Below are 24,373 nucleotides of genomic sequence, written 5' to 3' on the forward strand. Positions count from 1 at the left end.
TTGGCCCGGCCACGCGTGGCTGCTTTGTTTGTGGCGCAGGATCGGATTTAATCGGCGGATGACATCCACCGTCCCCACCACAACAACATCAGGCGCGTCCCGGCGCGGCGCGTTCACCTCGTCGATTCTGATTCTTTCGAATCTCGTACCGCTGGCGGGCATCCTGTTCTGGGGCTGGGACACCTTCGTCCTTTTGTGCCTCTACTGCCTGGAAACGGCGGTGATCGGCTTCTGGACCATCGCGCGGGCTGCAACCATGTCCCGCGATCCGGGATCGGCGACAGGCCGCAGCATCGCCGGTACGCTGGCGATGGCGGGATTCTTCACCGTGCATGCCGGACTGTTCATGTCGGTGCACATGCTGTTCATCTACACACTGTTCGCGGGGCCGTGGATGGGGCGCATTCACGACGCGCGGGACTTCATCCGCCTGATCGTGATCGGCAAGGATTTATGGATCCCGCTGGTCGCTCTGTTCGTGGGACAAGGCGCGATCTTCATCAACGACGCGGTCAATCGCTTCGTGTTTGGGAAGGCGTCGCTGACCAACGCCGACACCGGCGAGATCATGGGCGAGTTCTACAAGCGCATCGTCATCATGCACGTCGCAATCATGGGCGGCGCGTTCATCGCGCAGGCGATCGGAACGGCCGCACCGCTGATTATTCTGGTACTGCTCAAGATCGCGATTGAAATCAGGTTTCAGATGAAAGCCCGGAGTAAGGATGCCACTGCACCATTTCCGTCGCCTGCGGCCGAGTGACACGTTCGCATTTCATGCGTGCGTCCGGCGATTGAAACAAACGGCATCACCGAATAGAATTGACCCACTATGAAGTTCATCACTCTCCGCATCGGTTCGGTTTTCTTTCAACACTGACCTGGCTCCGCCCGCTTCGCGGGCAAACCCGTCAGTTGAAAAACCGAAATCCAATGACCAGCCTCGTTCCGAACAACGGAGCGGGCGACTGGCCGATCTGCACATGCGCTGAACGACGCGCAGATCGAGCAATTTGTCCGTGACGGATTCGTCAGAATCGATAACGCCTTTCCGCGTGCACTAGCCGACGAGTGCCGCGCGATCCTCTGGCGCGACACCGGTTGCGATCCGGACGATCCGAAGACCTGGACCAGGCCAGTCATTCGGCTGGGTCAGTATGGACAACAACCATTCACAATGGCGGCAAATACCCCGGTTCTCTGCGATATGTTCGACCAGCTTGTCGGCAAGGGCCGCTGGCAGCCTCGGATGAGTCTCGGCACTTTCCCGGTGCGGTTTCCCTCGCCGTATGATCCGGGCGATGCGGGGTGGCATATCGACGTCAGTTTCGGCACCGACAATCCCGACTTCATGGAGTGGCGCGCGAACGTCACCTCGAAGAACCGGGCGTTGCTGATGCTGTTCCTTTTCTCGGATGTCGGCCAAGAGGATGCGCCGACCCGGATTCGCGTCGGATCGCACCTCGACATCGCGAGGATGCTCGCGCCGGCGGGCGAGAACGGTCTGACGCTACGGGAGCTTGCCGCTAACGGCTTTGCCGAAACAGCGGCATTGCCAGAAATGCTGGCGACGGGCGATGCCGGAACGGTCTATCTCTGTCATCCGTTTCTGGTTCATGCCGCTCAGTCGCATCGCGGCACTCGCCCACGGTTCATCGCTCAGCCGCCACTTGCTCCTGCCGCGCCACTCTCGCTTAACCGGGAGGACGGCGATTATTCGCCGGTCGAACGCGCTATCAGGAATGCATTGTCAAACTGAGGCGCAAAACAAAACCGCCCACCTGATCGACAGGTGGGCGGCTTCGTGAGCCAGTCAGGGAGACGGGGGCTTGTCTTATCCCTGCGAAGGCTGATCGTTCGGCGGCGTCGGGCGCTGCTTGTGCTGCGCCATGAAGGCGTCGAATTCTTCCTTGTCCTTGGCGTGCCGCAGGCGATCGAGGAAGTCCTTGAACTCGGTCTGCTCTTCCTCGAGACGACGCAGCGTCTCCATGCGGTAGTCGTCGAAGGCACGGTTGCCGCTCGAAGGCGCGTAGTAACCGCGGCCTTCCATCCGGCTGCGCATCCGCTCCATCTTGTACTGCATGCGCTCCATCTTGTCGGCCCAGCGGCCGTGACGATCGTGAGACCAGCAACCCATGTTTCTGCTCCAGAGTGAGTAAGCGAGGGCGGCCAGACCCAGTGGCCACCAGATGATGAAACCGGCAACGATCAGGATGATCCGCCCGGGGTGAAACCGCGGCTGCCAGTCGTGCCGCGAGTCGGAGTTGTCGTGATGCGGTCCGGCCCAGTCCGGGCGGCCCCATCGGTCGAGACGTGCAGTGTTGGCGTTTGCGGTGTTCGCCATAGGCGTCCTCCCAGTTTTCACGTTCCCGTGAATGTAAATAACATTTACATAGATAAAACATCCCGGGATTTTGTCAAGCGGGCCCCATCAGGGTCGCGCAAATTATTTGGATGGCCGGTGATGCTGGTCGGTCGGGAACCCGAGGCCCTTGAGGTAAATCAGCACGCCCGCTTCCAGCAGGTCCTCCGCCGACATCGGCAGCTTGCGGCGCGCCGCATCGCCGCGTCCGAACAGCGACGCGATGCCGTGCGACATCGACCAGATGTGGAGCGCCATCATCATCGCGGGCGGGCGCGGCACGCCCGGAGGCGCCATTGCCACCAGCCGTTCAGACGCTGCACGGATGATGGCGAACGCGCGTTCGGACGCCACCAGCAGCGCCGGATTGGCCTCGAGCGGCACGCCGGATTCGAACATTGCCGAGTAATATGCGGGGTTTTCGCGCGCGAACGCGAGATAGGCCTTGCCGACGCGCTGGAACGCGGTCGGCGTATCGGGGCGGCCATCGTCCCAGGCCGCAGTGAGTTGCGATTCGAATTGTTCGAAGCCCTGCTGCGCGACACTGGCCAGCAACTCGTCGCGATCACGGAAATGGCGATACGGCGCCGCCGGGCTCACACCGGCCGAGCGCGCGGCCTCGGCGAAGGTGAACCCCGCCGGGCCCTTGTTCGCAATCAGATCGAGCGCGGCCTGCACCAGCGCCTCTTTCAGATTGCCGTGATGGTAGCCGCCTTCGCGGCGGCCGCGGTTCTTCCAGCTCATCTTGCGTATCTACTCATGTAAACTCCTTTTACATGAGTAGGGCCCCGGCGTCACTAAACCTTTGTCGCCGCTTGCGAAGGCCCGCAGATCAAATCGACGGTTCCTTTGGCGATGGCTTCCAGCTCTGTGCGCGGCACGCGGGCACGGGACCGGATCGCCAGCGCCTCGACGGTCGATGCGGCGATCTGGGACAGGATCTGCACATTCGCCGTCGGCGGCAGTTCGCCGGTTTCGATCGCCGCCTGAAACCGTTTCGCAAGCGTCCGCTGCGTCGAGCCCAGTGCCCGCTGCACAAGGGGGCGAATCTCCGGGTCGGCCATCGCCTCAGACGTCGCCGTCATCACGGTGAAGCAGCCGCGCGGACCGTTTTCGCCGGCGAGATAGACGTCGAGCGCCGTCGCGTAGATCTTTTCCAGCATCTGCCGCAGCGTCAGCCCGGGCGCGAAAGCAGGCGCGAACTTTGTCGCCATCTCGGCGCGATAGCGTTCATAGGCCTTGAGAAACAGCTCGCGCTTGTCGCCGAACGTTCCGTACAGGCTCGGCCGATTGATCCCCATCGCTTCACTGAGATCGTCCAGCGAGGTCGCAGCGAAACCGCCATCCCTGAAGGTGTCCATGGCTTTGCCGAGCGCCACATCCGGCTCGAAGGCGCGCGGACGGCCGCGCTTTTTCGGTGAGCTGGAGGCGGCTTTCGCCGGCTGAGGCTTTTTTTGTACCATATCGCAAATAATTCTCTTGACCGCATTTAATTTATGCGGAACGGTATAAAAATCAAGGACGGCCCGGTTTCAACAAGGAGACGCACCATGAAGCTCTATTTCTCGCCCCTCGCCTGTTCGATGGCAACTCGCATCGCGCTCTACGAAGCCGGCGCCGACGCCCGCTATCTGGAAGTCGATCCGAAATCCAAGAAGGTGCTTCAGGACGAATCCGATTTCTTCTCGGTGAACCCGCTCGGCCTAGTGCCGACCATCAGCACCGACGACGGTCTCGTTCTCACCGAGAACGCGGCGATCCTCCAGTATGTCGCCGATCACTTTTCCGATGCAGGCATCGGATCAGGCGCGGGCATCGAGCGCAGCCGGTTGCATCAATGGCTATGTTTCATCGGCACCGAACTGCACAAGGGGCTGTTCCTGCCGCTGCTCGACCGGAATGCTCCGGCGGAGATGAAGGGCTATGTGCTGGAGAAGTATCTCTCGCGGCTCGATGTCCTGAACAAACATCTCGAAGGCCGTGAATTCCTGCTCGATCATTTCAGCGTCGCCGATGCCTATCTTGGCACCATCCTGAACTGGACCATGGCGACGCCGCAGATCGACCTGACGAAGTGGCCCGCGATCAACGATTACCTGGCCCGGTTCAAGACGCGCCCGAGCGTGATGAAGGCTCTTGCCGAGGAGTTCGAACTCTACAAGGCGGAGATCGCGCGTCACAAGGCTGCGGCGTAACGGAAGACGTCTCGTCATTGCGAGGAGCACTTGCGACGAAGCAATCCATTTTTGCAAGAGTGGATTGCTTCGGTTCGCTCGCAATGACGGACAATCAATCCAGCAAACGCCGCTCCGATTCCTTCAGCGCACGCGAAAACACTTTCGCATCATTGAAGGCGCGCGCCAGCACCAACGCACCCTGGATTTCCAGCACCGCATGCTCTGCCTTGCGGCGGGCGGCGCTCTTGTCATCGCCGTGACGGCGCAGTGCGGCGGCCAGTGCATCGACCCACCCGGCAAAATAGACCTTCACCTTCTCGCTGAACAGATCGCGGGACGCCCCGAGCGCGACCACGCCGACGAGACAGACCCGCTGCCCCGAACGGAAATAGTCATCCGCCGCGGCATACATATCCGCAATACCCTTCACCGGATCGGACGCGGTGCGGAGCGGCGCATAGATATTGTCGGCAAACCAGCGATCGATCGAGGCGAGCACTTCGTCCGCCATCTGCTCCTTTCCGCCGGGAAAGAAATTGTAGAGGCTGCCCTTGCCGAGGCCAGTCGCATCCGAGATCAGCGCGAGCGTCGCACCCTCATAGCCGTGCGCGCGGAACACCTCGGCCAGCGAGGCCAAGATGTTTCCGCGTGCAGCTTCGGTCTTTGCCATTGCCAGTCCGCGCCGGCCGGGCTCAATTCGGCACCGGCGCAAGGCCGGGAACGTCCGCAGGCCGCGGCCCCGGCGCGGGCCAGTGAAAGCGGCGGTCGCTGTCCTTGATCGCGACATCGTTGATGCTGGCTTCACGGCGCTTCATCAAGCCGTGTTCGTCGAATTCCCAGTTTTCGTTGCCATAGGACCGGAACCAGTGTCCGGCATCGTCATGCCACTCGTACTGGAAACGCACAGAGATAAAATTTTGATCGAACGCCCACAGATCCTTGATCAGGCGGTACTCGTGTTCCTTCGCCCACTTGCGCGTGAGGAATTCGACGATCGCGGCGCGGCCCTGAAAGAACTCCGAACGGTTGCGCCAGATGCTGTCTTCGGTGTAGGCGAGCGAGACCTTGACCGGGTCGCGCGAATTCCAGGCATCTTCCGCCATGCGCGCCTTTTGCGCGGCGGTTTCTCTTGTAAACGGTGGCAGGGGCGGACGCGACATGGGAGAACTCCTGTTTGTACCGATAGGTACAACCTGTACCAGTCAGCACAATCCGTCAAGCGCCAAGCCAAAAGATCGCAGTAAAGTGAGGGAAACTCAGGCCGCGTCCTGGTCGGCCTTCATGGCGATGCGCAGCGCCTTCGGAATCGGCCGGGCACGGCCGCCGGACACAAACGCGACCTTGACCCGCGCCTCGACCAGCACATCGTCGCCGCGCCTGACTTCCTGCGCCAGCGTGATCGACGCGCCCCGGATGTCGGCGGGCACCGTCACGACATCGAGCACGTCGTCCATTCGCGCGGGCTTGAGATATTCGATCTGCATCGAGCGGACCACGAAGGCGAAACCCGGCGCTTCGTTCTGTGCTTCCGCGAACAGCGCATGCTGGTCGGCGCCGAGCAGCCGCAGGTAGTTGGTGCGGCCGCGCTCCATGAAGCGCAGGTAATTGGCGTGATAGACGATGCCGGTGAACACTGGTTTGACGATGTCGCAACAGAAGCCTAACGGGTTGCTTTCATTGGGTCGCTGGACGGCTAAGGCGCGAATGGCGAGCAGGTTTACCTATGGTCTTCCATAGCAAGCCGCAGCGCCTTCGGGATGCGCTGTGCTTTTCCGCCTGAGATAAAGGCTACGCGTACACGCGCCGTGACTAAGAGATCGTCTGCGCGCCTGCATTCCTGCAGCAAGGTAATGGACGCGCCTCTCACCTCTTGCGGTAGCGTGACGACGTCAAGCACGTCGTCCAAGACCGCCGGCTTTAGAAAATCAACTGTCATCGAACGGACAACAAAGGTAAAGCCGGGCGCACCGTTCCGCGCTTCTTGGAGCAGCGCGTGCTGATTGGTTCCAAGCAGGCGCAAGTAATTCGTTCTGCCGCGTTCCATGAAGCGCAAAAAATTCGCGTGATAAACAATTTGGCCGGAGTCTGTATCTTCAAAATAGACGCGGACCTGCATCTGATGGCGTCCGTCGCGAATTTCGCCGTCAAGAGAGGCTGTCACATTGCGATTCCCATTATTGCGGTTCCGAGAACCAATTGTCTTGCACAGAGGCGCTTTTCTGAGCAAGCGCCAAAACTCTTGGGCTTGGCTCCTGCAGTCGGAAGCTCCAGCGCCCTGCCGTGTGAATGCGGCATGCACTTTGCCGGGGATCAATAGCGGCCAGCCAGACAAAGTGTCGCGAAGCGTTGGTGCCCAGGGAGGGAATCATACGCAACCACCGACACGACGGCCCGCCGGAAAGCATGTCGCCGTTCAGGGCATTCGCCCGCATCGCCTGCGTGAATGCGGCGATCTTCTCTTCCGTGACCCTACAGATCGGTCACTCATATCAAAAGTATACATTGCCGGAACCTGACGAAGAGACACTCACGCCGAAAGAAGTACTTTTCCGGATCATTAACTAAGTGGCGGAGAGGCGTCATCCCTTCGGCTTCACCTTGAGGTTCATGTTCGTCCCGCTGCACGGACAGCGCAGCGATTCTGGAATTCCTTTGGGCGCCACATAGAGCCACGATTGGCAATCGTTGCACCGAAAGCAGTCAAGAAGTTCGCGGAACGCAGAGACCACCGGCTCGAAGTCCCTCTTTCCAAAATTAGCCCACTCATTGTAGTGGACCGCCTTGTTCACCGCCCATTGTTCGACATTCATCGCCCCAGACGAGCTGGAGAGCGTCGTCTTGCGGGTGCCTGCTATTTCCTTGGCCGCAGCATTGCTCCATGACTGAGCCGACTCGGCTGCTTTGCCATAAAGATCCTTCATGCGGGACAGAACGCTTGGCAGCAATTCTCCCAGCTCATAATTCCCGTCAGCGCGGAATGCCGGTCTCGCTCCGAGTTGGTCCGCCATGTGGCGCGATGCGTATTCAAGATGGTGACGAAGGCTCGCCGCTGCGGTGTCAACTTTACCTTTGGCCAGGGACCCGGCGATCTCGTCCCAGATTTCGGTGTTCGACTCGACAAGCGGACCGGTGTCGACCGTCCAGCTATGGAAAGCCAGGGAGGTCTTGGCAGTGACAAGGCCCGCCGATTTCATTTGCTCGGCCCAGAGCCGATCATGGGTCGTGATCACGAACTGCGTGTTGGGGAATTGAGACTTAAGGAGCTTGCAGAATTGATAGCGATGCGCTGAATCCACCGACATTACCACGTCGTCAAGCAGCGCGATGGTGAAGCGGTCCGCAAAGAGCCTCTTCATTAGCGCGAGGTAGAGGCAAACCCCCATCCCGTCCTGGTGGCCTTCGCTATGATAGGCTCCGGGCGGAAAAAGACCCCGCTCATAGAAGTTTACGTTGAAGTCGAGCTTGCCCTCACTCGGCGTCAGCTTCGCCGTGAACCTAACTTCATCGTCTTCGTTGATGGCCTTGTAAAACTCGCTGAAATCTTCCTGCACGGCTTCATACAGGGCATTCAATTCATCTTCCATCGCACGGCAATAAGCGTCATATGCCTCTTGTGCCGAGGCGCTCGCGATCTTCGCCGCTTCGTTTTTCCGCATCGCCTCGCGATAGTCATTAAGACGGAGCTGAGCCGTCGTCAAGAATGTCTGCGCTTCGACCGTGGCGCTTTGATCGGGTTTTGCCTCAATCTTGCCGGCGAGGGCTTTCAAAGCGGCGGGAAGGGCCTTCGGCGTGGCGGACCAGCCGCTGGCCAGACGGTCTTTCAGGCCCATGAGGCCGTCCATCGAGATGAGCTGAGCTTTCAGCTCTTCAAGGTTCGTAGTCCAGGCCGTGATCAGATTCGCGCAAGCAGCATCGCCTTCGCCGGATGCGACTTTCAGGGGTGGTCCGAGAAGGGCGAGCAGTCGGACAACGTACCGCGCAAGGTCGCTTCCGCTCTTTAGCAGTTCCCCCTGTAGCTTGCCCGCCTCCTCCGATTTCGCGAGTTTCGCTTTCAGGTGATCGCGAAGGTGCTCTTCATCGTCCCAAGGGCGGTCGCACAGGGGACAGTCGGGGCCGTCGATGAGGTCGAGACCCTTTTCGATCAGGGCGCGCCGCTGTAAGGCGTCGAGCAATGCCGGATCGCTTTCAAGGCGTGCCATGCTTGAAAGAATGGACGCCACTTCCTCCTTGCCAGCATTGGGCAATAAGCCGAGCGCCTCGGTCAGAGCCTTCAAATCGCGCAGTACCGAAGCCTTGTTAAACTCTGGCGCTTTGCCCGTCTCGGACAGGCCCGCATCGAGCTTAGTAACGGCAGTGAGTTTTTCGATTGGCGTAAGGCCGAGCGCGACGCGCCTTTCATTTACGGCAGCAAGGAGTTCAGCTGCTTGAAATGTCGCGATCCGAAGGTGACGCTGCAGCGTGTCGCGGCTCGCCTGCACCTGTCCTGCAGCAATTTTGTGAGCTGTCTGTAGCCTGCTCTGCGCCGTGTTCAGCGCCCCGCGCGTCTGGCCGATCTCCTCAAGCTTCAGGATCGTCTGAATTTCTTCGGACCGCTTGGCCGGTTCGACGAGGATGAAGCGGAGAATCTCGCGGCGGGAAAGCGTGATTTCAGGATGATCGGCGGTCTCATCAAGCACAGCTTTGATATCCGCGTCGGCGGGAACGATCTTGGGTTTCCGCGGCGCTGAGACCTTTCGCGTTATCTTCGCTGATTTCCCCAAGGACGGAATGAACACCTTGAGCTCGACGAACGCGGCGTCCGGAAACTTGGTCTTGTCGACGTGGGGACCGTGTTCGGCAACAGACAGGCCTTTTGTGCCTCGGCCCGTTAGGCGGCCTATCTGCCCGGTCAGCCCGAATTCGATGGCATCGATCACGCCGCTCTTGCCAGAGCCGTTCGGCCCGGAAATCGCGAATGTGCCCTTACCGAAATTGATATCTAGCTTTCGGATTCCCCGGACCTCTTCGATGTGAGCCGATTCGAGCTTGATCACTTCACGTCACCGTCTTCGGCAGCCGTAAAAATCTTCACCAAGTCCTCGGGTTTCACCTTTTTGCCGTCCGCAAGGAGCTTGCGCAGCTGCTCGATTCGGCTGGCATTCACGGCATCGCTGCCCGAAAGATTGTCGAGAAACTTCTTCGCAATTGTCTGCTGAAGCGTAGCCACACAAACCTCGATCGTCGTGAAGGGCGCTCACGCCAACTGGCCCAGCCGACGGAACGGCGGCCGGTGTGGCATCCGAATTCTATCCTATTCTGCACTCGCCAGGAACGGGAGACGGGCGCCCCGAAATGGCCTTGGACGCCGGAAATTGAGCCCGGATGTCGGTTGGTTACGGAGACGCAACCACCGATACCGACATTCGCTGATGGTGGCTATTTGACGGTCGAAGCCGACTGTTAGGCCTCAGGCTGGCGGAGAGGGAGGGATTGCCACGCTGTTCACAGAAACCCAATAAAATCAGGCATTTCTTGCAAGCCCGATGACGCTGTGTGTACCAGTCTTGTGTCCCGAAGTCGACGGATTCCGCTCCACCGACCGCAACAAAATGCCAGCGGTTTCAGTCGATGATCTAACACCTCCGCGCTAAATCAGTTAAGAGCAGCTTCCCCTCCGTCCGACCATCAGTCAATCGCTCTACCTACCCACCGACCCCCTCCCCACCGCCCTTAGAATTCACTTCCCCTACGGACGCGCCAGACCGCACCCTCCATGATCGCGTCGTAGAGGTCGGCCCGCCGGCGTGGGCCCCCTAACCGCGTCTACTTCTTCTTGCGTGCCGCGGCCCGCGCGTCCGCAATGGCCTGTTTGAAACCAGCCGCATCGAGCACGCCAGGAACACGGAACGTCCCCACGATGAAGGCCGGAGTCCCCTGAAAACCAAACGCTTCAGCCTGTTCATTGTTGCGGGCCAACAGCGCTTCGATGGCAGGTTGGTACGTCGCCATATCCTTGACGACTTGGTCGACGTCGATGCCGGCCTTCGAGAGTAGGTCCTGGACGATTTGCTCGCTCAGCTTCGTGGTGGCCCCGATGAGAGCGGCATGCGCTTCATGGTACTTGTTTTGATATTTGGCCGCGAGGACCATCTTCGCCGCATATTGCGAGGCTGGGCCGAAGATCGGCCAATCCTTCATCACAATACGCAGCTTTCCATCTTCTTTGGCGATCTTGACCAATTCCGGAGCGACTTTCTTGCAGTACGGGCATTGATAGTCGAAATACTCGACAATGGTGATGTCTCCCTGCGGATTGCCCATTGACGGAACGTCGGGGTCGCGCAAGACGCTTTCCCGGAAGGCATCGGCGCTCTCCCCCGAAGCAAAGGTTGAAAGGCCGACGAAGCTTCCGATGGTGACGCTAATTGCGATGGCGACAATTATTCTCTTCATGGTGTGACCTCTATTTGGAACGTGCCGCCGCGTCATTGAACGCAGCCGACACAGACGATGTGGAAAGGAATTCGGAAAGCACGATGCCGTCAGGAGCCGCAGGGCCGAAGACGATGTTGAAGGGAATTCCGTAGCGACCGTACTTGTTGAGAAACCGCGCGATCTCCGGATCCGGTTTGGTCCAGTCGGCGCGCAGGGGCACCACGTCCGAGGAGAGCCGCCCCGCGACCTCCTGCCCGTCGATCACAAGAGCCTTGTTGATCTTGCAGGTTATGCACCAGTCCGCGGTGACATCCACGAACACCGTGCGACCTGCAGCGACAAGCAACTGCACTTCGTGGGCCGAAAACGTGCGCCAAGGAATCTGCTGGGCGGGCGATCGATGCTCCGGTGTGAAAGCGGCAAGAGCTGCAATGACGACCGCGATCGCCGCACCCGCCCCCGCGACCATCCTGAGTGGCGCCCCTTTCGCCAGGCCGAGGACGGCGAGTGCCGAGGCTAACGATGCGCCGATCGAAATAGCCAGTGTCGTTCCGGCGACCTCGCCGAGAACCATCAGGAGCCACCCGGCCGTCGCCAGCAGCGCGATTCCGAAAACCCGTTTGACACCAGCCAGCCATGGCCCCGGTCTTGGGATGAACTTCGCTATCCCAGGAAACGCGGCAACGATCAGATATGGCGACGCCATGCCGATGCCGAGGGATGCGAAGATGATCAGAATCTCGCCAGTCCCCTGCGACAACGCGAAACCTACGGCCGTTCCGACAAGAGGAGCCGAGCACGGCGTTGCGAGGAGGGTCGCCACGAAACCGCTGAAAAAATGCGACGTCGTGGACGTCCCGCCCGCGATCCCGCTCACTTTCGTCAGCAGCGCGGATGGCGCAGCGAGATGAAGGAGTTCGAACTGGCTGGCGGCGAACAGCGACAGGACGATCGACATTCCCGCCAGGAACATCGGCTGTTGGAATTGAATGCCCCAGCCGACGCTTGCGCCTGCTGCCTTCATGCCCGCCAGCACGCCCGCAAGAGCTAGGAACGACAGGAGGATGCCGGCCGCCGTCGCTGTGAACCCCCTGCGCACCTGTCTCTTGTCGGCCGTGCTGCCGTGAACGAAGGATAGAAGCTTCAGCGAGAGCACCGGAAATACGCACGGCATCAGGTTCAGGATGAAACCGCCGGCGAGCGCGATGCCGATGAGTGCGAGCAAAGTTGACGGGGTGGACCCCGGCCGGGGATCAACGGACTCCGCCGAGCCTGCTTCCCCACCGGCCTGCAACGCGGGCGATACCGCCAGAACGGACCCGCCGTCGGATACCACCGTGGCGGTCACCGGCCGATTGCGGATGCTGTCAGCCGTCTCGCCTGGCAGATCGACGGTGAGCGTCGCGCGGTTGCCATGATCGAACGTCACGACCGGCTTGTCTCCGCTCAGCGGAGGATCGCTCTCGATAAAGGCGTCGGGTGCGAGAAGAGGCTTGCTTGAGGCGACCTCGATCCGCAACGACGCGGGGCCCGTAGAGGAACGTTCGATGGAGAGAACAGACAGCACGTCGGACGTGGCCCCCGGAACCTTCAAACGCCATGCGTCGATGGCGGCCTGGGATGGACCGCCCGCTCCCGGCTGGATCGTGGCGTCGAGTACTCGCTCGTCGCGGACGCAGATGGTGCTACAGGCGTAAACAGCCAGCTTGAGGCGGATGTGCGTCGCGACGTTTGGGTCGCGAACCTTGATCCTAACCGGAAAGAGTACCTCATGCGTGTACCCGACCGTTTCGAACCCGAGAATGGAGAGCCGGGACGGCGCAGGCCACTGCACCTCCGCCTCGACCAGGTTCGACGAACCGGACCAGTCGAACTCGGTCGGCAGGCCCGCGTCGCCCGGCGATTTCCAGTAAGTTTTCCAACCCGGCCCGAGATTGAGATGGACCCCCAACCATGTCTCGTCTGGGGCCGCCGCCGTCGAACCGCCCACCGTGAGGTCGGCCCTGATATCCGGCTTTTGCGCTGCCGGAGGCGTGAAGGTCTGGCCAAATGCGGCGGATGCGAAGAAGACGAAGACGGCGACGACGGTGAACAATCGGATGTTCGTCCTCATCAGCGCACCTCCGCTGTGATCGACGTCCCGGCTGCGACCGACGAGGTCGAACGCGATTCAGCCTCGGAGAGAACGACGACCTTGGATCCGACGGGCACGCGGTTGAAAAGATCGATCACATCCTGATTCAACAGCCGGATGCATCCGCTCGACACGTTCTTGCCGATGCTTTCCGGCTCGTTGGTGCCGTGGATACGGTAGAGCGTGTCCTTGCCGCCCTGGTAAAGATAGAGAGCCCGCGCTCCCAGCGGGTTCGCGATTCCCGCGGCCATGCCCTGACGGTATTGCTTGAGCTCGGGTTGCCGGGTGACCATGGCAGAAGGCGGGGTCCAGGTCGGCCACTGCGCCTTGCGGCGGATGTCAGCCGTTCCGGTCCATCCGAAGCCCTCGCGTCCCACGCCCACGCCGTAGCGGAGAGCGAAGCCGCCTTCCTGCACCAGATACAGAAATTTGGCATGGGGATCGACGACGACGGTGCCGGCAGGATACCTCGCGGCATAGCGCACGCGCTGCTTGACGAATTTCGGATCGATGGACTCAGCTTCGATCGCGGGGATGCGAACGGCGCCGTCGGTAAGGCCCGCATACTGCGGTTGAGGCGGTGTCGCAAAGGACGCCTGCTGCAACGTCGCCTGGTTGCAGGCAGCCAACAGAACGGTCAATCCGGCCGAGCAAAAGACGCGCATCAACGGATGCGCCGCCGCACGGAATGCGGCTAACGGCGATGTCATGAGATTTCTCCAGGGATCTATGGACGCAATAAGAGCGTCAGCGCGAAGCTGCCGACGTTACGCGCCGATCCGGGGAGGCCTGAACTGAGGAACGCCGATCCATTGCACATGGAGCGTCATGTCGGTGAAGGACGCTAATCCTGCATCGGTATGCAGGGGAGCAAATACTACCGAACTCATTGCTTCGAGTCCGACCATGGCGCCTGCGCTGCACGACGTGACGGCACCCGGGACCATCCGCTGGCAGGGTTTTCCGCCTTTGACGGCGTGATTCTTCAAGAACGCCGTCTGGACAGCGATCTCCGCCTTTGAGACGCCCCGTGCTGACGCGGGCTGCAGGAGGGATGCACACAGGCCCACCATGCAGAGCACGGCCAGCAGCAAACGAGACAAGCTCGTCCGCCGAGGCGCGGTTCCGATGGCATGGGCAGGATTCGGGTGCATTGTTGCTTTCTTCTCTAGCTGGAGCGCGACTGGCAAATCACCAGTCCGTGATGCCTTCGTGTTCCACGCTTGCCAATCACATAAGCATTACCTAATTTAGAAATTACTAATGAGGACAAAGACGATGGTTCCCGATGCCAAGAATCTCGCGGACTTCCAGAAGAACGCGACGGAGGTCGCGGGGATACTGAGCGCGCTCGCCAACGAGCGGCGCCTCATGATCCTCTGCAAGCTGGTAGAATACGGCGAAGCGACGGTGGGCTCTCTTGTCGACGCCGTCGACATAAGCCAGTCGGCATTGTCCCAACACCTTTCGAAGATGCGCGACGAGGGCATCGTCACGTTCCGCAAGGAAAGCCAGACGGTTTGGTACCGCATCGCCGACCCTCGCATCGAAAAGCTGTTCGCGACGCTTCACGACCTGTTCTGCCGCACCGCGCGCAAAGCCCGTAAGCCACGGGGAGCGCTCCGATGACCGAATTCACTCCAGGATCGGCCCTCGCGGGCGGATTGATGATTGGTGCTTCCGCGTCGCTCCTATTGATCCTCAACGGAAGAATCGCAGGCATCAGCGGAATCGTGGCGGGCCTGTTTCAGCGCGACCTCCGAGAGGTCTCATGGCGGGGGGCCTTCGTGGTCGGCGTATTGCTGACGCCCCTCCTCTATGGCGTCATCTTCGGTCCGCTGCCTCCTGTCACGTTCGATGCCTCCGCGGGCGTGATCGTGGTCGCAGGGTTACTCGTCGGCTTCGGCACGCGGCTGGGATCAGGGTGCACCAGCGGCCACGGCGTATGCGGCCTTTCACGCAGATCTCCGAGATCGTTGGTCGCGACCGGCGTCTTCATGATCACCGCCGTCGTTACGGTGCTCGTCACCCGTCACCTGATCGGACAATAGCGATGTTGGCCCTCTCCGCATTCGCCGCCGGACTCCTCTTCGGCCTCGGGCTCAACGTCGCGCAGATGGTGAATCCTGCGAAGGTGCTGGCATTTCTGGACGTCACCGGGTCATGGGATCCGAGCCTCGCTTTGGTGATGGTCGGCGCCATCGCCGCATCCGCTATCGGATACGCCGTGGCGAAACGCCGGGGTATTCCTGTCCTCGGCGACAAATTGGAGATACCGAGTCGCCGGGATTTCGACGCCCGTTTGATAGGAGGCGCCGCCATTTTCGGAGTCGGTTGGGGCCTGGTGGGCCTGTGCCCGGGCCCTGCGGTGGCCACGCTGCCGCTCGGTCTCTGGCAAGTATTGGCGTTCGTCGTCGCCATGCTCGCGGGCATGGGTCTTTGCGCCGCTCTTCCGTCCGGCAAGGCAGGATCTTCTTCGCGCGCGGTCGATGCGTGATGCCGGATGTCGTCACCAGCATGCTCACCCTCGTTTCGGGAGGTGTCGTCGGCATCGTGCTTGGCCTGGTGGGCGGCGGCGGCTCGATCCTCGCAGTGCCTCTGCTGGTCTACGTAGTCGGCGTTAGGTCCCCGCATGTGGCCATCGGCACCAGCGCGGTCGCCGTCGCGGCGAGTGCGGCGGGAAACCTGCTCTCGCACTGGAAAAACGGAAACGTCAAATGGGGTTGCGCCGCCGTCTTCGCGGCGGCGGGCGTCGTTGGCGCCTTCGGCGGTTCGACGGCGGCCAAGGCGGTCGACGGTCAAAGGCTTCTGGCATTGTTCGGACTGGTGATGGTCGTCGTCGGTCTGCTCATGCTGCGGCCCCGGTCCTCGGAAGGCGATCCCGACGTCAGATTGACGACGGAGTCCGCCGGCAAGCTCGCTCCGCTTCTCATCGGCGTAGGATTCACCGTCGGATTGTTCTCGGGGTTCTTCGGGATCGGCGGCGGCTTTCTGATCGTGCCGGGCCTGATGCTGGCGACCGGAATGCCGTTATCGAACGCCATCGGGACGTCGCTGTTCGCCGTGAGCGCTTTCGGCGCGGCAACGGCCGCGAGCTACTCGGTCTCGGGCCTCATCGATTGGCCCATGGCCGGCCTGTTCGTTCTCGGTGGTCTCGCCGGGGGCGTGGTCGGTGTCCGGATCGGGAAGATTCTAGGCGCCCGGAAGCGGGCGCTTACCCTTGTCTTCGCGAGCCTGGTCATCCTGGTTGGAGTCTACGTCGTGGCCAAAGGCTTCGGGCAACCATCGACTGTGGCATGAAAAGAGAAAATGAAATGACGAACGAGAAATCCACCTGCCGCCACGGCTGTCCCGTCGTGACCGGCTTCTTCGAGAAGCGCACGTCGAGCGTCCAGTACGTCGTTGCCGATCCGGAGACGCTGGAATGCGCGATCATCGATCCCGTCCTCGATTTCGATCCGAATTCCGGCGCGACGGCGACGACTTCGGCGGACGCCCTGCTGGCCCACATCGAACGTGAGGGTTACAGGTTGGTCTGGCTCCTGGACACACATCCGCACGCCGATCACTTCTCCGCTGCGGGTTATCTCAGATCGAAAACCGGCGTGCCGACTGCGATCGGTGAAAAGGTCGTCGACGTGCAGAAGCTGTGGAAGCGTATCTACAATTATGCCGACACGTTCGCGACCGACGGTTCGCAATGGGACAAGCTCTTCGGCGACGGCGAACGCTTCAGGATCGGCAACCTGGACGTGGAGGTCCTGCTGACGCCGGGCCACACGTTAGCTTCTATCGCCTATCTCGTCGGCGACGCGGGGTTCATCCACGATACGATCTTCATGCCGGACGGCGGTACCGCCCGCGCGGACTTCCCGGGCGGCAGCGCGCGCGCGCTGTGGTCCAGCATTCAGAGGATCATGGCTCTTCCCGACGACACCCGGTTGTTCACGGGCCACGACTACTGTCCCGGCGGACGCAAGAAGCCCCTTTGGGAAAGCACCGTCAAACAGCAACGCGTTGAGAACACCCATTTAACGAAGGCGAAGACCGAGGAAGAGTTCGTCGCGCTGCGCGACGCCCGGGACCGCGAACTTCCGATGCCGAAGCTCATCCTTCACTCTCTTCAGGTAAACATCCAGGGCGGGCGATTGCCGGAACAGGAAGAAAACGGCAAGCGTTACCTGAAGATTCCGCTCGACGCGCTTGAGCCCGCCCCTTGGGACGATTGATCGCACCTCCAAACCTCACAGAATGAAAGGACTCCGTCATGAAAACCGCTAACCAACTTGTGGTTGACGCCAACGGACAGATCGAGACGCTTGCCGCCGAGGAGGCGATCAAGCTCAAGGACGACGGAAACGTCGTCTTCGTCGATCTGCGGGAGCCTGGTGAGGTGGAGAAAGGTTCGCTCACGGGAGCGGTGCACGTCCCACGCGGACTTCTAGAGTTCCAGATCGACCCGGAGAGCCCCTCGCATAATCCAAAGCTTGCCGGAAAAAAGAAGCTGGTGCTGTACTGCGGCTCGGGCGGCCGTTCGGCATTGGCTGCCAGAACTTTGAAGGATATGGGCGTAACGAACGTGGCTCACGTCGCCGGCGGTTTTCCTGCACTACAGAAGGCTCTAGGCGGGAACAAGCCGTCCTGAAGCGAAGCGGCCCGAAGCTTGGTTACCTTCGCAGAAACCGGCTGAACTGAAAACGCTGCGTGTTGCCGCCGGGAGTCGTATGATCGTGCCGTCGGGAATCTGCCAGTTCGAAGGCTGGTCCAAGCGTCGAGGCAAGCTCATCCGGATCGTAGCGCACGATCGGCAATCCGCTGCACCTTTCGGGGCCGTCCGGAGCAAAAGTCGCGATGATTACGCGACCACCGGGACGTACTGCCTTCTTCAGGCTACTGACGTACGCATCGCGGTCGGTCGGCTCCGTCAAAAAGTGAAAAGCGGCACGATCGTGCCAGAGGTCATACGTACTCGAAGGCTTCCAACTGGTGACATCCGCGACGATCCAGTCGACTGCTTCTCCGGGCCGGTTTCGCTGCCTCAAGAGCTTTTGCGGAGAGGTCGAGTATCGTTACCCGGCGGAAACCCTGCTCGAGCAGGCTATCAACCAGCCGTGAAGCACCGCCCTTGACGTCAATGATGGCTGCGTCGGTCGAGATGCCGGTGGCGGCGATGAGATCGAGCGACGGGGCTGGATTCTCCTGAAACCAGCTCACTTCCTTCTCGGCCTTCGTCGCGTATACGTTCTGCCAATGAGCTTGGCGGTCGGCGTCGTTCACAACTGCTCCCCTTCCTTCTAATTACGGTGCAACGTAGATGGTCCTACCTGAACCCTTCAGCGCCTTCGGCCTTCGTGCCTGCGGCGCTGATGCGCGAGGCACGACGCCAGAAGAACATCAAGGAGGCTGACGTTCCCTCCGTTTGCCTGCTGGATCCGGACGGCGATCTGGTCCGCCATCTTCGCCGGACCGGGCGCGCCAAGCCGTTCGAAGGATGGCCATGCTATCACACCGAACTCGATGTTTTCTGCCTCGCCGGAAGGGATGTCGGCATCGTCGGACGGGCAGTCGGCGCGTCTTTCGCCGTTCTGGTGGCTGAAGAGCTTTTCGCCAGCGGTTGTCGCCTGCTGATCAGCTTAACGTCGTCCGGGCAGATCGTCGCCTCCGGCCCTCCTCCGTACTTCATCATCATCGACCGAGCGCTGCGCGACGAAGGCACAAGCTATCACTATGCTCCACCCTCGGAATATGCGAGCGCATGTCCGCAGTTGCTCGCCGCCGCGGTCGAGGCTGCAAAGCGAGACGGTCCCAGAACCATCAGCGGTTCGACCTGGACCACCGACGCTCCTTTCCGCGAAACCAGCGAAGCCATTCAGGCCGCAGCCGACAAGGGGATCCTCGCGGTCGAAATGGAAGCGGCCGCTCTATACGCCTTCGCCATGGCGACTGGCTGCAAGGTCCTCTGCCTGGCCCATGTGACTAACACGATGGCCCAAAGCGGCGCGGACTTCGAAAAAGGCGAGGACGACGGCACGGTGGATGCACTGGCGGTCCTGGGCAGCATCGTGGGTGCTTTGGCCGAAGGATAGGCGGACATGCCCGGGCGCGCGCCTGCGCGGCCGACGATCTGGGTACTTCCCCGCGGTGCAGCGCCATCGATGACCCATCCTTCGAAACCGGGCAGACGTCGGGAAGATCGCCGAGCCTTCATGGACCTGCCGAACGGCATCGACGATCCGGCTGCGGCTGGAAGCACCTGAACGCCCTGATATCTGGAAGCGCAGATCCGCCTCCGACCGCATCATCTGGCAACCGGGCACTCCAAAGGACGAAGGACTGGTTCCCTCAGATGACATTAGCTGGAGCCAAGGCTCACTCGTTACCTACGCCGACTCCGATCTGAAGCGTCGCGTGAGCAATCCGCTGCGCGGAGGCGACGGTACCATGCCTCTGTTCGTCTTACATGGCACGCGATCGGAGCAGGCGCAGGGAGCCGGTGGGCGCGGGCGACTGCCGACGCCCCGGAACGATGCTGCTCCCGTCGGCAGAGAGCTCGCCAGCGTATGGGAGGCGTCCCAAAGTGGGGGATTGCTGCCCCAGCCTCCATGCCTGCCTAGCCAGGCTGCTGGACGACCTCTGCCAGTATCGCCATTCTCCGCCGTGCAGATGCTCAGCCGCCGCGGTCCATGACCTCACCATCTGGCCCATCGGCTGCCGCAGTAGGCCGATAGCCGTGCACGCCGATGAGGCCTTCCCGTGCAAGTCCAGCGCGCTCCGAACGAGCAAAATCCCGAAAGGAAGCGCCTCCCGCCCGACGATGGGCTGCGCGGAGCGGGCGCCGCTCCGCGGGAGCTACTTACCTGCCCTTCGGGCCGCCCTGATAACGGCCGACATTGCCGCCGACCGATGATGTCGTCGGCAGAGGTGCGGCCGGCGCATAGGCGTCGGATGCGAAGGCCGCACTCGGGTTGGATTGCGCAGGGGCACCGGCTCGGGACATCCTCGCCTCATTCGGCCAATAGCTCTTATCGGTGATGGTCGAGCCGGCGTGCGCCGTCGCCGCTCCGGCAACAAGCGGCAGCACAAGCGAAGTCACAGCGATAAATTTCCTAAACATGGTCCGGCTCCATTCTTTGGAAACGCACCCGACGTGCGCTTCAAGAAGGAGTTCGGTTGATCCGCGCAACGGGTTACAGGATCACGCCGACGTGAAGACCCCTCTCCTCACCACCGCAACAGCCGCGGTCCCAACATTGCCCCCGCGAGGGTGCATAGCGCGATCGTGCCGCCGTACCATACAGCCACGAAAGGCAGCGAATCGTCGGTGCAGTGAAGGGCATAGGCCATCGCGCTGATGCTCCCCGCGACCAGGCCGGCGAACGCGCCTGCCCTGACGAGGTCGGTGGGCGCCGCTCTCCGCGCGGCCCAGATTACCGCGGCGAAGGGAGCGACGGCGATAATCGGTATCGAGACAAGGCATTCGAGCCACTGGTCTCCCATCACCATGCGGTCCCAGTGCGAAGTCGGCGCCATGATCATAACCGCGCCTGCAAGCCCAACGACCGCGACAAACGGCGCCGCCATCAGGGCGGGGGAAACTCTGTATTCGCCCCCCGGCCGCGCAAGCCGCAACAGATAGAGAGCCGACAACGCGAAGACAGTGGTGCTGAACGCAAGCTTTACGGCGACGAAGACCGCCGTCCGGGCCGTCGCCAGGTCGGGCCTCGTCCCGAGCAAGACGATTGCGGCGCAGAGAGCCAATGCTATGCCAACTACCAAAGCGATGCCGAAGCTGCGAACTACAATGCCGCGATCGACGGGGCGGTTGCTTCGGCCCAGCCCGGCTACAAGGTCCTCGGTTTTCATACGTTCGTCTCTCTGCCGATGAGGGTGGCCAATGCCTTCAAACCCCGGTGGATGCTGATCTTCACGTTGGATTCCGACATGCCGTAGCGTGCGGCGGTTTCGGAAACGCTCCGCTCCTCGAGTTTCACGGCTTCGATTGCCTGTCGCGTCCTTTCAGGCAACAAGCTCAGCAGCCGGCCGACGTCGTGCGCGCTCTCGACGGAAACCCGATCATCCGCCGCGATGAGGTCATAATGATCGTCGATCGGGACTTCAGCACGCGAAAAGCGGCTTCGCCGGAGATGGTCGATGAGCTTGTATCGCGCGATCGCATGCACCCAAGGCGTGAGCAGGGTCTCGACGTCATACGTATGACGCTTGAGGTGGATCGCGAGCACGGTTTCCTGCACCAGGTCTTCCGCCTCTTCGGCGCCGCCCCCGCTGCGGGCAAGATGCCGCTTGTAGTAGCCGCGCAGGTGTCGGCTCAGCCTGTCGAGCAAGGCACCGTGCGCGCCCCGGTCGCCGTCCAGGCTGGCCAGCATCAGCGTCTTTAACTCCAGTTCCAAGCTGCTCAAATCCCCTCCACCTTACTTAGTTCGGCTGCGGACGCGATCTGGTTACATTCCCCCGTCGGGCTCGTTGAAATCTTTCGGTACTGCAGGGGCTCTTCCTGCCTTTTCACTGCGCGGGTTCGTCGACAAGTGCGTGATGGCGATGGCGCCGCGATGATGGTCGAGCCCGGTGGACGGCCATCTGCATCGGCACCATTCGGCAGGCCGATAGTGGGCTCTTTTGAATGTGGCGGCTCGAACTCAGTCCAAATGTACCAGCCGATAGCGGCGGTACACAAAATCCAAATCGAGACAATAGCAACGGCTGCCCCCTTGCTCACGGGACGATCCGCAGCAGCTCTGGCAATGCTGCGATACTCGGCCATCACCTCTGGAGGGATCAAGGACACGACGAGCCAAATTCCGATCGGAACAATAACTAAATCGTCCAGGTATCCGATGACCGGGATGAAGTCCGGAATCAAATCGATTGGAGAAAGCGTATAACTCGCAACAGCCAACGCCAGCGCTTTCGCATACCACGGCACTCGCGGATCACGGGCCGCAAGATAAATCGCATGAACGTCCCGTTTGAGGGACCGCGCCCAGGTTTTCAATCGATCTAACATCGTTGGCTCAAGCTGCCTTAGTTTCAAAAGCCTCTAGTACATCAACGATGGCGTTTCCCAAGCCGCTCGGTGACAGTGGCTGCCATCGCGGCGTTTACGCGAAGCGTCTTATGAACGCGAACGAAATATAGTACACCGCGAACAACGTAACCGTCGATCATCGGCACTGCGATGCGCCCGGCCAGGTCGCGCGCGACGCGGAGGCGCTAATGGACTGGTTGTAGGTCAGCGGACTCCATCTACCGCCACGGTAAATCCAGCCTCCGTGAGGTGTTGCGAAGATGTTGTGGGATGGTCGAAAAGTTGCTCAAGCGACCAGGAAAGACGTGGTTGTGGGAAGCGGCATGATTGATCGTGTGCGGGATCGTGGCAACTCTATTTCAAGTACGCATGAACGACTTCGATGAGCTCGTCCGCCGCATCCGCATTGAGCGCGCCCGGATTCTTCTTTGGATCGACCAAATGGGTCCGAATGTGGTCCTCGACCACTTCAGCCATCAAGCCGGCGACGGAACCCCGTATGCCCGCGATCATATGCATGATGCGTTCGCATTCGGCTTCCTCTCCCAGCGCGCGCTCGATCGCCTCGACTTGGCCCTTGATCCGACGGACGCGGGCAAGCAGTTTTTTCTTTTCCCTTATGGTATGGCTCATTGCGACAACATAGCCTACCCCCCTATTCTACGCAATCGCCCTTGTATTATCCCCCCCGGGGGGATACATGCTTGCCATGGCCAACGATCATGTTCACGTAACGCACGCCGGAATCCTCAAGCGTCTGAAGCGCGCAGAAGGTCACCTTCACAAGGTGATCGAGATGTTCTCGGACGGCCGCCCCTGCCTCGACCTGGCGCAGCAGCTTCATGCCGTCGAGAAAGCCATCAGCGAGGCGAAGAAGACGCTGATCCACGATCACGTCGATCATTGCCTGGACACCGCCGCCAACGGCGGGAAGGCAAAATCGACTGAACGCGTGCTCGCCGAGTTCAAGGCGATCTCGCGCTACCTATGACGGCGACGTAGCCGTTCCTCACCAGCAACCGTCAGTAGTCTCGCATGGCCATCCGACCGATCACCGTCACAGCCTTTGTCCTGGGTGCCGCACTGGCGCTCGGCGCTCCGGCGTTGCAGCGGGTATCCGGTTTCGGGGTTCCGGCGGCCGTCGCGCAGCGGGACGCCAAGCCCGCCGGATCGTCGAACAAGTCCACAGTCGTGGCGATGGACGATGAGCGCATACGCCTTGCTGAGATCGAGCAGCGCAGCGTCGGACCCGCTACGATCGCGAGGCGCCTGGCCGTGCCCGGCACCGTCGTCCCCGATGCCGGCCGCGTAGCACATGTCGCCGTCAAACTGTCGGGCACGGTCGCCGAACTAAGCAAGAATATCGGCGACGACGTCGTCAAGGACGAGATTCTGGCCGTCCTCGAGAGCCGCGAGATTGCCGATGCCAAGAGCGAATATCTGGCGGCCCGGCTGTCGAACGATTTGCAGCAAGATCTGACCGCTCGCGACAAATCGCTTTGGGAGGGACGCGCCGTTCCGGAACAGCAGTACATCCGCTCGCGCAATGCGGCGGCTCAAGTTTCGATGCGTCTCAACATTGCGCGCCAGAAGCTGCTGGCCCTGGGCGTGCGGGCGGATGAAATCGAAGCACTTCCGCAAGCCCCCGACGCCCTGCTGCGCAGCCAGAACGTCCGTGCTCCAATCTCCGGACGGGTCGCGGAACGCCGGGTCGAACTTGGCACGGCCGTCGGTCGCGATAGTCTCGAAACCGAACTCTTCGTCATCGTCGACCTCGGCCGCGTCTGGATCGACCTATCAGTCTCCTCGGCCGATCTGCCTGCGGTCAGGGAGGGACAAGCGGTCAACGTCGCGACGCGTGGTCAACCGGAGGCAGGCACCGCGAAGATCGTCTTCGTGAGCCCACTGCTCGACAAGGATACCCGTACCGCGCGCGTCGTTGCGGCCATCGATAACGCCGACGGCCGCTGGAGACCAGGGTCGTTCGTCACGGCCGCTATCGCCATCGAGGAGCACACCGCTCCCGTGGTCGCGCCGTTCGGCGCCGTCCAAAACGTCGGAGGCCGCAAGGCCGTCTTCGTCCGCACCAGGGAGGGGTTTGAAAAGCGCGACGTCGTCTTGGGCCAGCGCGATGGCCAATCCGTCGAGATCGTCTCGGGCCTTGCGGCCGGCGAGATCATCGCGGTGTCGAACACGTTCTCGCTGAAGGCGGAACTGTCGAAGCCCGGCGAAGAGGACTGAGC

General features: G+C 61.2%; 28 protein-coding genes and 2 pseudogenes. 12 read left to right on the top strand and 18 right to left on the bottom strand.

Annotated elements, in window-relative coordinates; translation table 11 throughout:
• Positions 1–58: 58 nt before the first annotated feature.
• The gene (locus ACP7AL_RS02075; RefSeq protein WP_425988275.1) at positions 59–763 is read left to right on the top strand and encodes a DUF6498-containing protein; all 705 of its coding nucleotides are present in this window, start codon (positions 59–61) and stop codon (positions 761–763) included.
• Positions 764–988: 225 nt separating this feature from the next.
• A complete protein-coding gene (locus ACP7AL_RS02080) occupies positions 989–1,759 on the top strand; it encodes a phytanoyl-CoA dioxygenase family protein (RefSeq protein WP_425989993.1) in 771 nt (256 codons plus the stop codon).
• Positions 1,760–1,834: 75 nt separating this feature from the next.
• On the opposite strand, the gene ACP7AL_RS02085 is transcribed toward ACP7AL_RS02080, so the two are convergent.
• The 3 genes from ACP7AL_RS02085 to ACP7AL_RS02095 all read right to left on the bottom strand — a co-directional run bounded on the left by ACP7AL_RS02085 (position 1,835) and on the right by ACP7AL_RS02095 (position 3,825).
• Complete coding sequence (locus ACP7AL_RS02085) at positions 1,835–2,344, bottom strand: DUF2852 domain-containing protein (protein ID WP_425988278.1); 510 nt, start codon at positions 2,342–2,344, stop codon at positions 1,835–1,837.
• 102 nt (positions 2,345–2,446) lie between these two features.
• A complete protein-coding gene (locus ACP7AL_RS02090; protein ID WP_006022271.1) occupies positions 2,447–3,106 on the bottom strand; it encodes a TetR/AcrR family transcriptional regulator in 660 nt (219 codons plus the stop codon).
• A 53-nt stretch (positions 3,107–3,159) separates the two neighbouring features.
• On the bottom strand, positions 3,160–3,825 hold the full coding sequence (locus tag ACP7AL_RS02095; RefSeq protein ID WP_425988281.1) for a TetR/AcrR family transcriptional regulator: 666 nt from the start codon (positions 3,823–3,825) through the stop codon (positions 3,160–3,162).
• Positions 3,826–3,912: 87 nt separating this feature from the next.
• Here ACP7AL_RS02095 and ACP7AL_RS02100 point away from each other — a divergent pair, with 87 nt between their 5' ends.
• Positions 3,913–4,557 carry a glutathione S-transferase C-terminal domain-containing protein gene (locus ACP7AL_RS02100; protein ID WP_425988284.1) on the top strand — a complete coding sequence of 215 codons (645 nt, stop codon included), beginning with the start codon at positions 3,913–3,915 and terminating at the stop codon, positions 4,555–4,557.
• Between the two features lie 94 nt (positions 4,558–4,651).
• On the opposite strand, the gene ACP7AL_RS02105 is transcribed toward ACP7AL_RS02100, so the two are convergent.
• From ACP7AL_RS02105 to ACP7AL_RS02145, 9 genes are all read right to left on the bottom strand, one after another.
• A complete protein-coding gene (locus ACP7AL_RS02105) occupies positions 4,652–5,209 on the bottom strand; it encodes a TetR/AcrR family transcriptional regulator (protein WP_425988286.1) in 558 nt (185 codons plus the stop codon).
• Between the two features lie 22 nt (positions 5,210–5,231).
• Complete coding sequence (locus ACP7AL_RS02110; protein WP_425988289.1) at positions 5,232–5,699, bottom strand: DUF1348 family protein; 468 nt, start codon at positions 5,697–5,699, stop codon at positions 5,232–5,234.
• A 96-nt stretch (positions 5,700–5,795) separates the two neighbouring features.
• The gene (locus tag ACP7AL_RS02115) at positions 5,796–6,185 is read right to left on the bottom strand and encodes a YbgC/FadM family acyl-CoA thioesterase (RefSeq protein ID WP_051472496.1); all 390 of its coding nucleotides are present in this window, start codon (positions 6,183–6,185) and stop codon (positions 5,796–5,798) included.
• Positions 6,186–6,256: 71 nt separating this feature from the next.
• Complete coding sequence (ybgC, locus tag ACP7AL_RS02120) at positions 6,257–6,700, bottom strand: tol-pal system-associated acyl-CoA thioesterase (protein WP_425988291.1); 444 nt, start codon at positions 6,698–6,700, stop codon at positions 6,257–6,259.
• Positions 6,701–7,118: 418 nt separating this feature from the next.
• A complete protein-coding gene (locus ACP7AL_RS02125) occupies positions 7,119–9,572 on the bottom strand; it encodes an AAA family ATPase (RefSeq protein WP_425988292.1) in 2,454 nt (817 codons plus the stop codon).
• Positions 9,569–9,745 (bottom strand): hypothetical protein, encoded by a 177-nt coding sequence (locus ACP7AL_RS02130; RefSeq protein WP_425988295.1) that lies wholly within the window; start codon positions 9,743–9,745, stop codon positions 9,569–9,571. The genes ACP7AL_RS02125 and ACP7AL_RS02130 overlap by 4 nt, the downstream gene beginning before the upstream one ends.
• 596 nt (positions 9,746–10,341) lie before the next feature.
• Entirely contained in the window at positions 10,342–10,971 is a 630-nt protein-coding gene (locus tag ACP7AL_RS02135) for a DsbA family protein (protein ID WP_425988297.1), read from the bottom strand.
• Positions 10,972–10,981: 10 nt separating this feature from the next.
• Positions 10,982–13,066, bottom strand: coding sequence for a protein-disulfide reductase DsbD family protein (locus ACP7AL_RS02140; RefSeq protein ID WP_425988300.1), 2,085 nt, complete (start codon positions 13,064–13,066; stop codon positions 10,982–10,984).
• Positions 13,066–13,797: a L,D-transpeptidase gene (locus ACP7AL_RS02145; RefSeq protein ID WP_425988303.1), complete on the bottom strand. Its 732-nt coding sequence runs from the start codon at positions 13,795–13,797 to the stop codon at positions 13,066–13,068. Before ACP7AL_RS02145 ends, ACP7AL_RS02140 begins: the two co-directional genes overlap by 1 nt.
• Positions 13,798–14,365: 568 nt before the next feature.
• On the opposite strand from ACP7AL_RS02145, the gene ACP7AL_RS02150 reads away from it, so the two are divergent.
• The 6 genes from ACP7AL_RS02150 to ACP7AL_RS02175 are packed head-to-tail and all read left to right on the top strand — an operon-like array spanning position 14,366 to position 17,732.
• Entirely contained in the window at positions 14,366–14,716 is a 351-nt protein-coding gene (locus ACP7AL_RS02150; protein WP_425988306.1) for an ArsR/SmtB family transcription factor, read from the top strand.
• Positions 14,713–15,138 (top strand): YeeE/YedE family protein, encoded by a 426-nt coding sequence (locus ACP7AL_RS02155; protein WP_425988309.1) that lies wholly within the window; start codon positions 14,713–14,715, stop codon positions 15,136–15,138. The genes ACP7AL_RS02150 and ACP7AL_RS02155 overlap by 4 nt, the downstream gene beginning before the upstream one ends.
• 2 nt (positions 15,139–15,140) lie before the next feature.
• Entirely contained in the window at positions 15,141–15,584 is a 444-nt protein-coding gene (locus ACP7AL_RS02160; RefSeq protein WP_425988312.1) for a DUF6691 family protein, read from the top strand.
• A complete protein-coding gene (locus tag ACP7AL_RS02165; RefSeq protein WP_425988315.1) occupies positions 15,584–16,387 on the top strand; it encodes a sulfite exporter TauE/SafE family protein in 804 nt (267 codons plus the stop codon). Before ACP7AL_RS02160 ends, ACP7AL_RS02165 begins: the two co-directional genes overlap by 1 nt.
• A 14-nt stretch (positions 16,388–16,401) precedes the next feature.
• Positions 16,402–17,316 carry an MBL fold metallo-hydrolase gene (locus ACP7AL_RS02170; RefSeq protein ID WP_425988317.1) on the top strand — a complete coding sequence of 305 codons (915 nt, stop codon included), beginning with the start codon at positions 16,402–16,404 and terminating at the stop codon, positions 17,314–17,316.
• Between the two features lie 38 nt (positions 17,317–17,354).
• Positions 17,355–17,732 carry a rhodanese-like domain-containing protein gene (locus ACP7AL_RS02175; protein WP_425988319.1) on the top strand — a complete coding sequence of 126 codons (378 nt, stop codon included), beginning with the start codon at positions 17,355–17,357 and terminating at the stop codon, positions 17,730–17,732.
• Positions 17,733–17,754: 22 nt separating this feature from the next.
• Here ACP7AL_RS02175 and ACP7AL_RS02180 read toward each other — a convergent pair.
• A pseudogene (locus ACP7AL_RS02180) lies at positions 17,755–18,364 on the bottom strand (class I SAM-dependent methyltransferase).
• An 89-nt stretch (positions 18,365–18,453) separates the two neighbouring features.
• Between ACP7AL_RS02180 and ACP7AL_RS02185 the strand changes: the two are divergent.
• Positions 18,454–19,173 (top strand): nucleoside phosphorylase, encoded by a 720-nt coding sequence (locus ACP7AL_RS02185; RefSeq protein WP_425988321.1) that lies wholly within the window; start codon positions 18,454–18,456, stop codon positions 19,171–19,173.
• A 767-nt stretch (positions 19,174–19,940) separates the two neighbouring features.
• Here the strand turns inward: ACP7AL_RS02185 and ACP7AL_RS02190 are convergent.
• The 5 genes and pseudogenes from ACP7AL_RS02190 to ACP7AL_RS02210 all read right to left on the bottom strand — a co-directional run bounded on the left by ACP7AL_RS02190 (position 19,941) and on the right by ACP7AL_RS02210 (position 22,763).
• The gene (locus ACP7AL_RS02190) at positions 19,941–20,201 is read right to left on the bottom strand and encodes a hypothetical protein (RefSeq protein ID WP_425988323.1); all 261 of its coding nucleotides are present in this window, start codon (positions 20,199–20,201) and stop codon (positions 19,941–19,943) included.
• A 107-nt stretch (positions 20,202–20,308) separates the two neighbouring features.
• Positions 20,309–20,950 carry an NrsF family protein gene (locus ACP7AL_RS02195; RefSeq protein ID WP_425988325.1) on the bottom strand — a complete coding sequence of 214 codons (642 nt, stop codon included), beginning with the start codon at positions 20,948–20,950 and terminating at the stop codon, positions 20,309–20,311.
• Complete coding sequence (locus tag ACP7AL_RS02200; RefSeq protein ID WP_425988327.1) at positions 20,947–21,504, bottom strand: sigma-70 family RNA polymerase sigma factor; 558 nt, start codon at positions 21,502–21,504, stop codon at positions 20,947–20,949. Before ACP7AL_RS02200 ends, ACP7AL_RS02195 begins: the two co-directional genes overlap by 4 nt.
• Before the next feature lie 257 nt (positions 21,505–21,761).
• A pseudogene (locus ACP7AL_RS02205) lies at positions 21,762–22,100 on the bottom strand (YkvA family protein); the annotation flags it as partial.
• A gap of 384 nt (positions 22,101–22,484) precedes the next feature.
• Positions 22,485–22,763, bottom strand: a complete 279-nt coding sequence (locus tag ACP7AL_RS02210) for a metal/formaldehyde-sensitive transcriptional repressor (RefSeq protein WP_425988329.1) — start codon at positions 22,761–22,763, stop codon at positions 22,485–22,487.
• A 76-nt stretch (positions 22,764–22,839) separates the two neighbouring features.
• On the opposite strand from ACP7AL_RS02210, the gene ACP7AL_RS02215 reads away from it, so the two are divergent.
• Positions 22,840–23,121, top strand: coding sequence for a metal-sensing transcriptional repressor (locus ACP7AL_RS02215; protein ID WP_425988331.1), 282 nt, complete (start codon positions 22,840–22,842; stop codon positions 23,119–23,121).
• A 44-nt stretch (positions 23,122–23,165) separates the two neighbouring features.
• Complete coding sequence (locus ACP7AL_RS02220; RefSeq protein ID WP_425988334.1) at positions 23,166–24,371, top strand: efflux RND transporter periplasmic adaptor subunit; 1,206 nt, start codon at positions 23,166–23,168, stop codon at positions 24,369–24,371.
• Positions 24,372–24,373: the final 2 nt, after the last annotated feature.

The organism is Afipia sp. DC4300-2b1 (genome assembly GCF_049895725.1).
Taxonomy (GTDB): Bacteria; Pseudomonadota; Alphaproteobacteria; order Rhizobiales; family Xanthobacteraceae; genus Afipia; species Afipia broomeae.

Excerpts from the sequence above, each read along its gene's own strand:
- ACP7AL_RS02075 (WP_425988275.1), top strand. The coding sequence starts at position 59 with ATGACATCCACCGTCCCCACCACAACAACATCAGGCGCGTCCCGGCGC.
- ACP7AL_RS02085 (WP_425988278.1), bottom strand. The coding sequence starts at position 2,344 with ATGGCGAACACCGCAAACGCCAACACTGCACGTCTCGACCGATGGGGC.
- ACP7AL_RS02090 (WP_006022271.1), bottom strand. The coding sequence starts at position 3,106 with ATGAGCTGGAAGAACCGCGGCCGCCGCGAAGGCGGCTACCATCACGGC.
- ACP7AL_RS02095 (WP_425988281.1), bottom strand. The coding sequence starts at position 3,825 with ATGGTACAAAAAAAGCCTCAGCCGGCGAAAGCCGCCTCCAGCTCACCG.
- ACP7AL_RS02100 (WP_425988284.1), top strand. The coding sequence starts at position 3,913 with ATGAAGCTCTATTTCTCGCCCCTCGCCTGTTCGATGGCAACTCGCATC.
- ACP7AL_RS02105 (WP_425988286.1), bottom strand. The coding sequence starts at position 5,209 with ATGGCAAAGACCGAAGCTGCACGCGGAAACATCTTGGCCTCGCTGGCC.
- ACP7AL_RS02110 (WP_425988289.1), bottom strand. The coding sequence starts at position 5,699 with ATGTCGCGTCCGCCCCTGCCACCGTTTACAAGAGAAACCGCCGCGCAA.
- ACP7AL_RS02135 (WP_425988297.1), bottom strand. The coding sequence starts at position 10,971 with ATGAAGAGAATAATTGTCGCCATCGCAATTAGCGTCACCATCGGAAGC.
- ACP7AL_RS02140 (WP_425988300.1), bottom strand. The coding sequence starts at position 13,066 with ATGAGGACGAACATCCGATTGTTCACCGTCGTCGCCGTCTTCGTCTTC.
- ACP7AL_RS02145 (WP_425988303.1), bottom strand. The coding sequence starts at position 13,797 with ATGACATCGCCGTTAGCCGCATTCCGTGCGGCGGCGCATCCGTTGATG.
- ACP7AL_RS02150 (WP_425988306.1), top strand. The coding sequence starts at position 14,366 with ATGGTTCCCGATGCCAAGAATCTCGCGGACTTCCAGAAGAACGCGACG.
- ACP7AL_RS02155 (WP_425988309.1), top strand. The coding sequence starts at position 14,713 with ATGACCGAATTCACTCCAGGATCGGCCCTCGCGGGCGGATTGATGATT.
- ACP7AL_RS02160 (WP_425988312.1), top strand. The coding sequence starts at position 15,141 with ATGTTGGCCCTCTCCGCATTCGCCGCCGGACTCCTCTTCGGCCTCGGG.
- ACP7AL_RS02165 (WP_425988315.1), top strand. The coding sequence starts at position 15,584 with ATGCCGGATGTCGTCACCAGCATGCTCACCCTCGTTTCGGGAGGTGTC.
- ACP7AL_RS02170 (WP_425988317.1), top strand. The coding sequence starts at position 16,402 with ATGACGAACGAGAAATCCACCTGCCGCCACGGCTGTCCCGTCGTGACC.
- ACP7AL_RS02175 (WP_425988319.1), top strand. The coding sequence starts at position 17,355 with ATGAAAACCGCTAACCAACTTGTGGTTGACGCCAACGGACAGATCGAG.
- ACP7AL_RS02185 (WP_425988321.1), top strand. The coding sequence starts at position 18,454 with ATGCGCGAGGCACGACGCCAGAAGAACATCAAGGAGGCTGACGTTCCC.
- ACP7AL_RS02190 (WP_425988323.1), bottom strand. The coding sequence starts at position 20,201 with ATGTTTAGGAAATTTATCGCTGTGACTTCGCTTGTGCTGCCGCTTGTT.
- ACP7AL_RS02195 (WP_425988325.1), bottom strand. The coding sequence starts at position 20,950 with ATGAAAACCGAGGACCTTGTAGCCGGGCTGGGCCGAAGCAACCGCCCC.
- ACP7AL_RS02210 (WP_425988329.1), bottom strand. The coding sequence starts at position 22,763 with ATGAGCCATACCATAAGGGAAAAGAAAAAACTGCTTGCCCGCGTCCGT.
- ACP7AL_RS02215 (WP_425988331.1), top strand. The coding sequence starts at position 22,840 with ATGGCCAACGATCATGTTCACGTAACGCACGCCGGAATCCTCAAGCGT.
- ACP7AL_RS02220 (WP_425988334.1), top strand. The coding sequence starts at position 23,166 with ATGGCCATCCGACCGATCACCGTCACAGCCTTTGTCCTGGGTGCCGCA.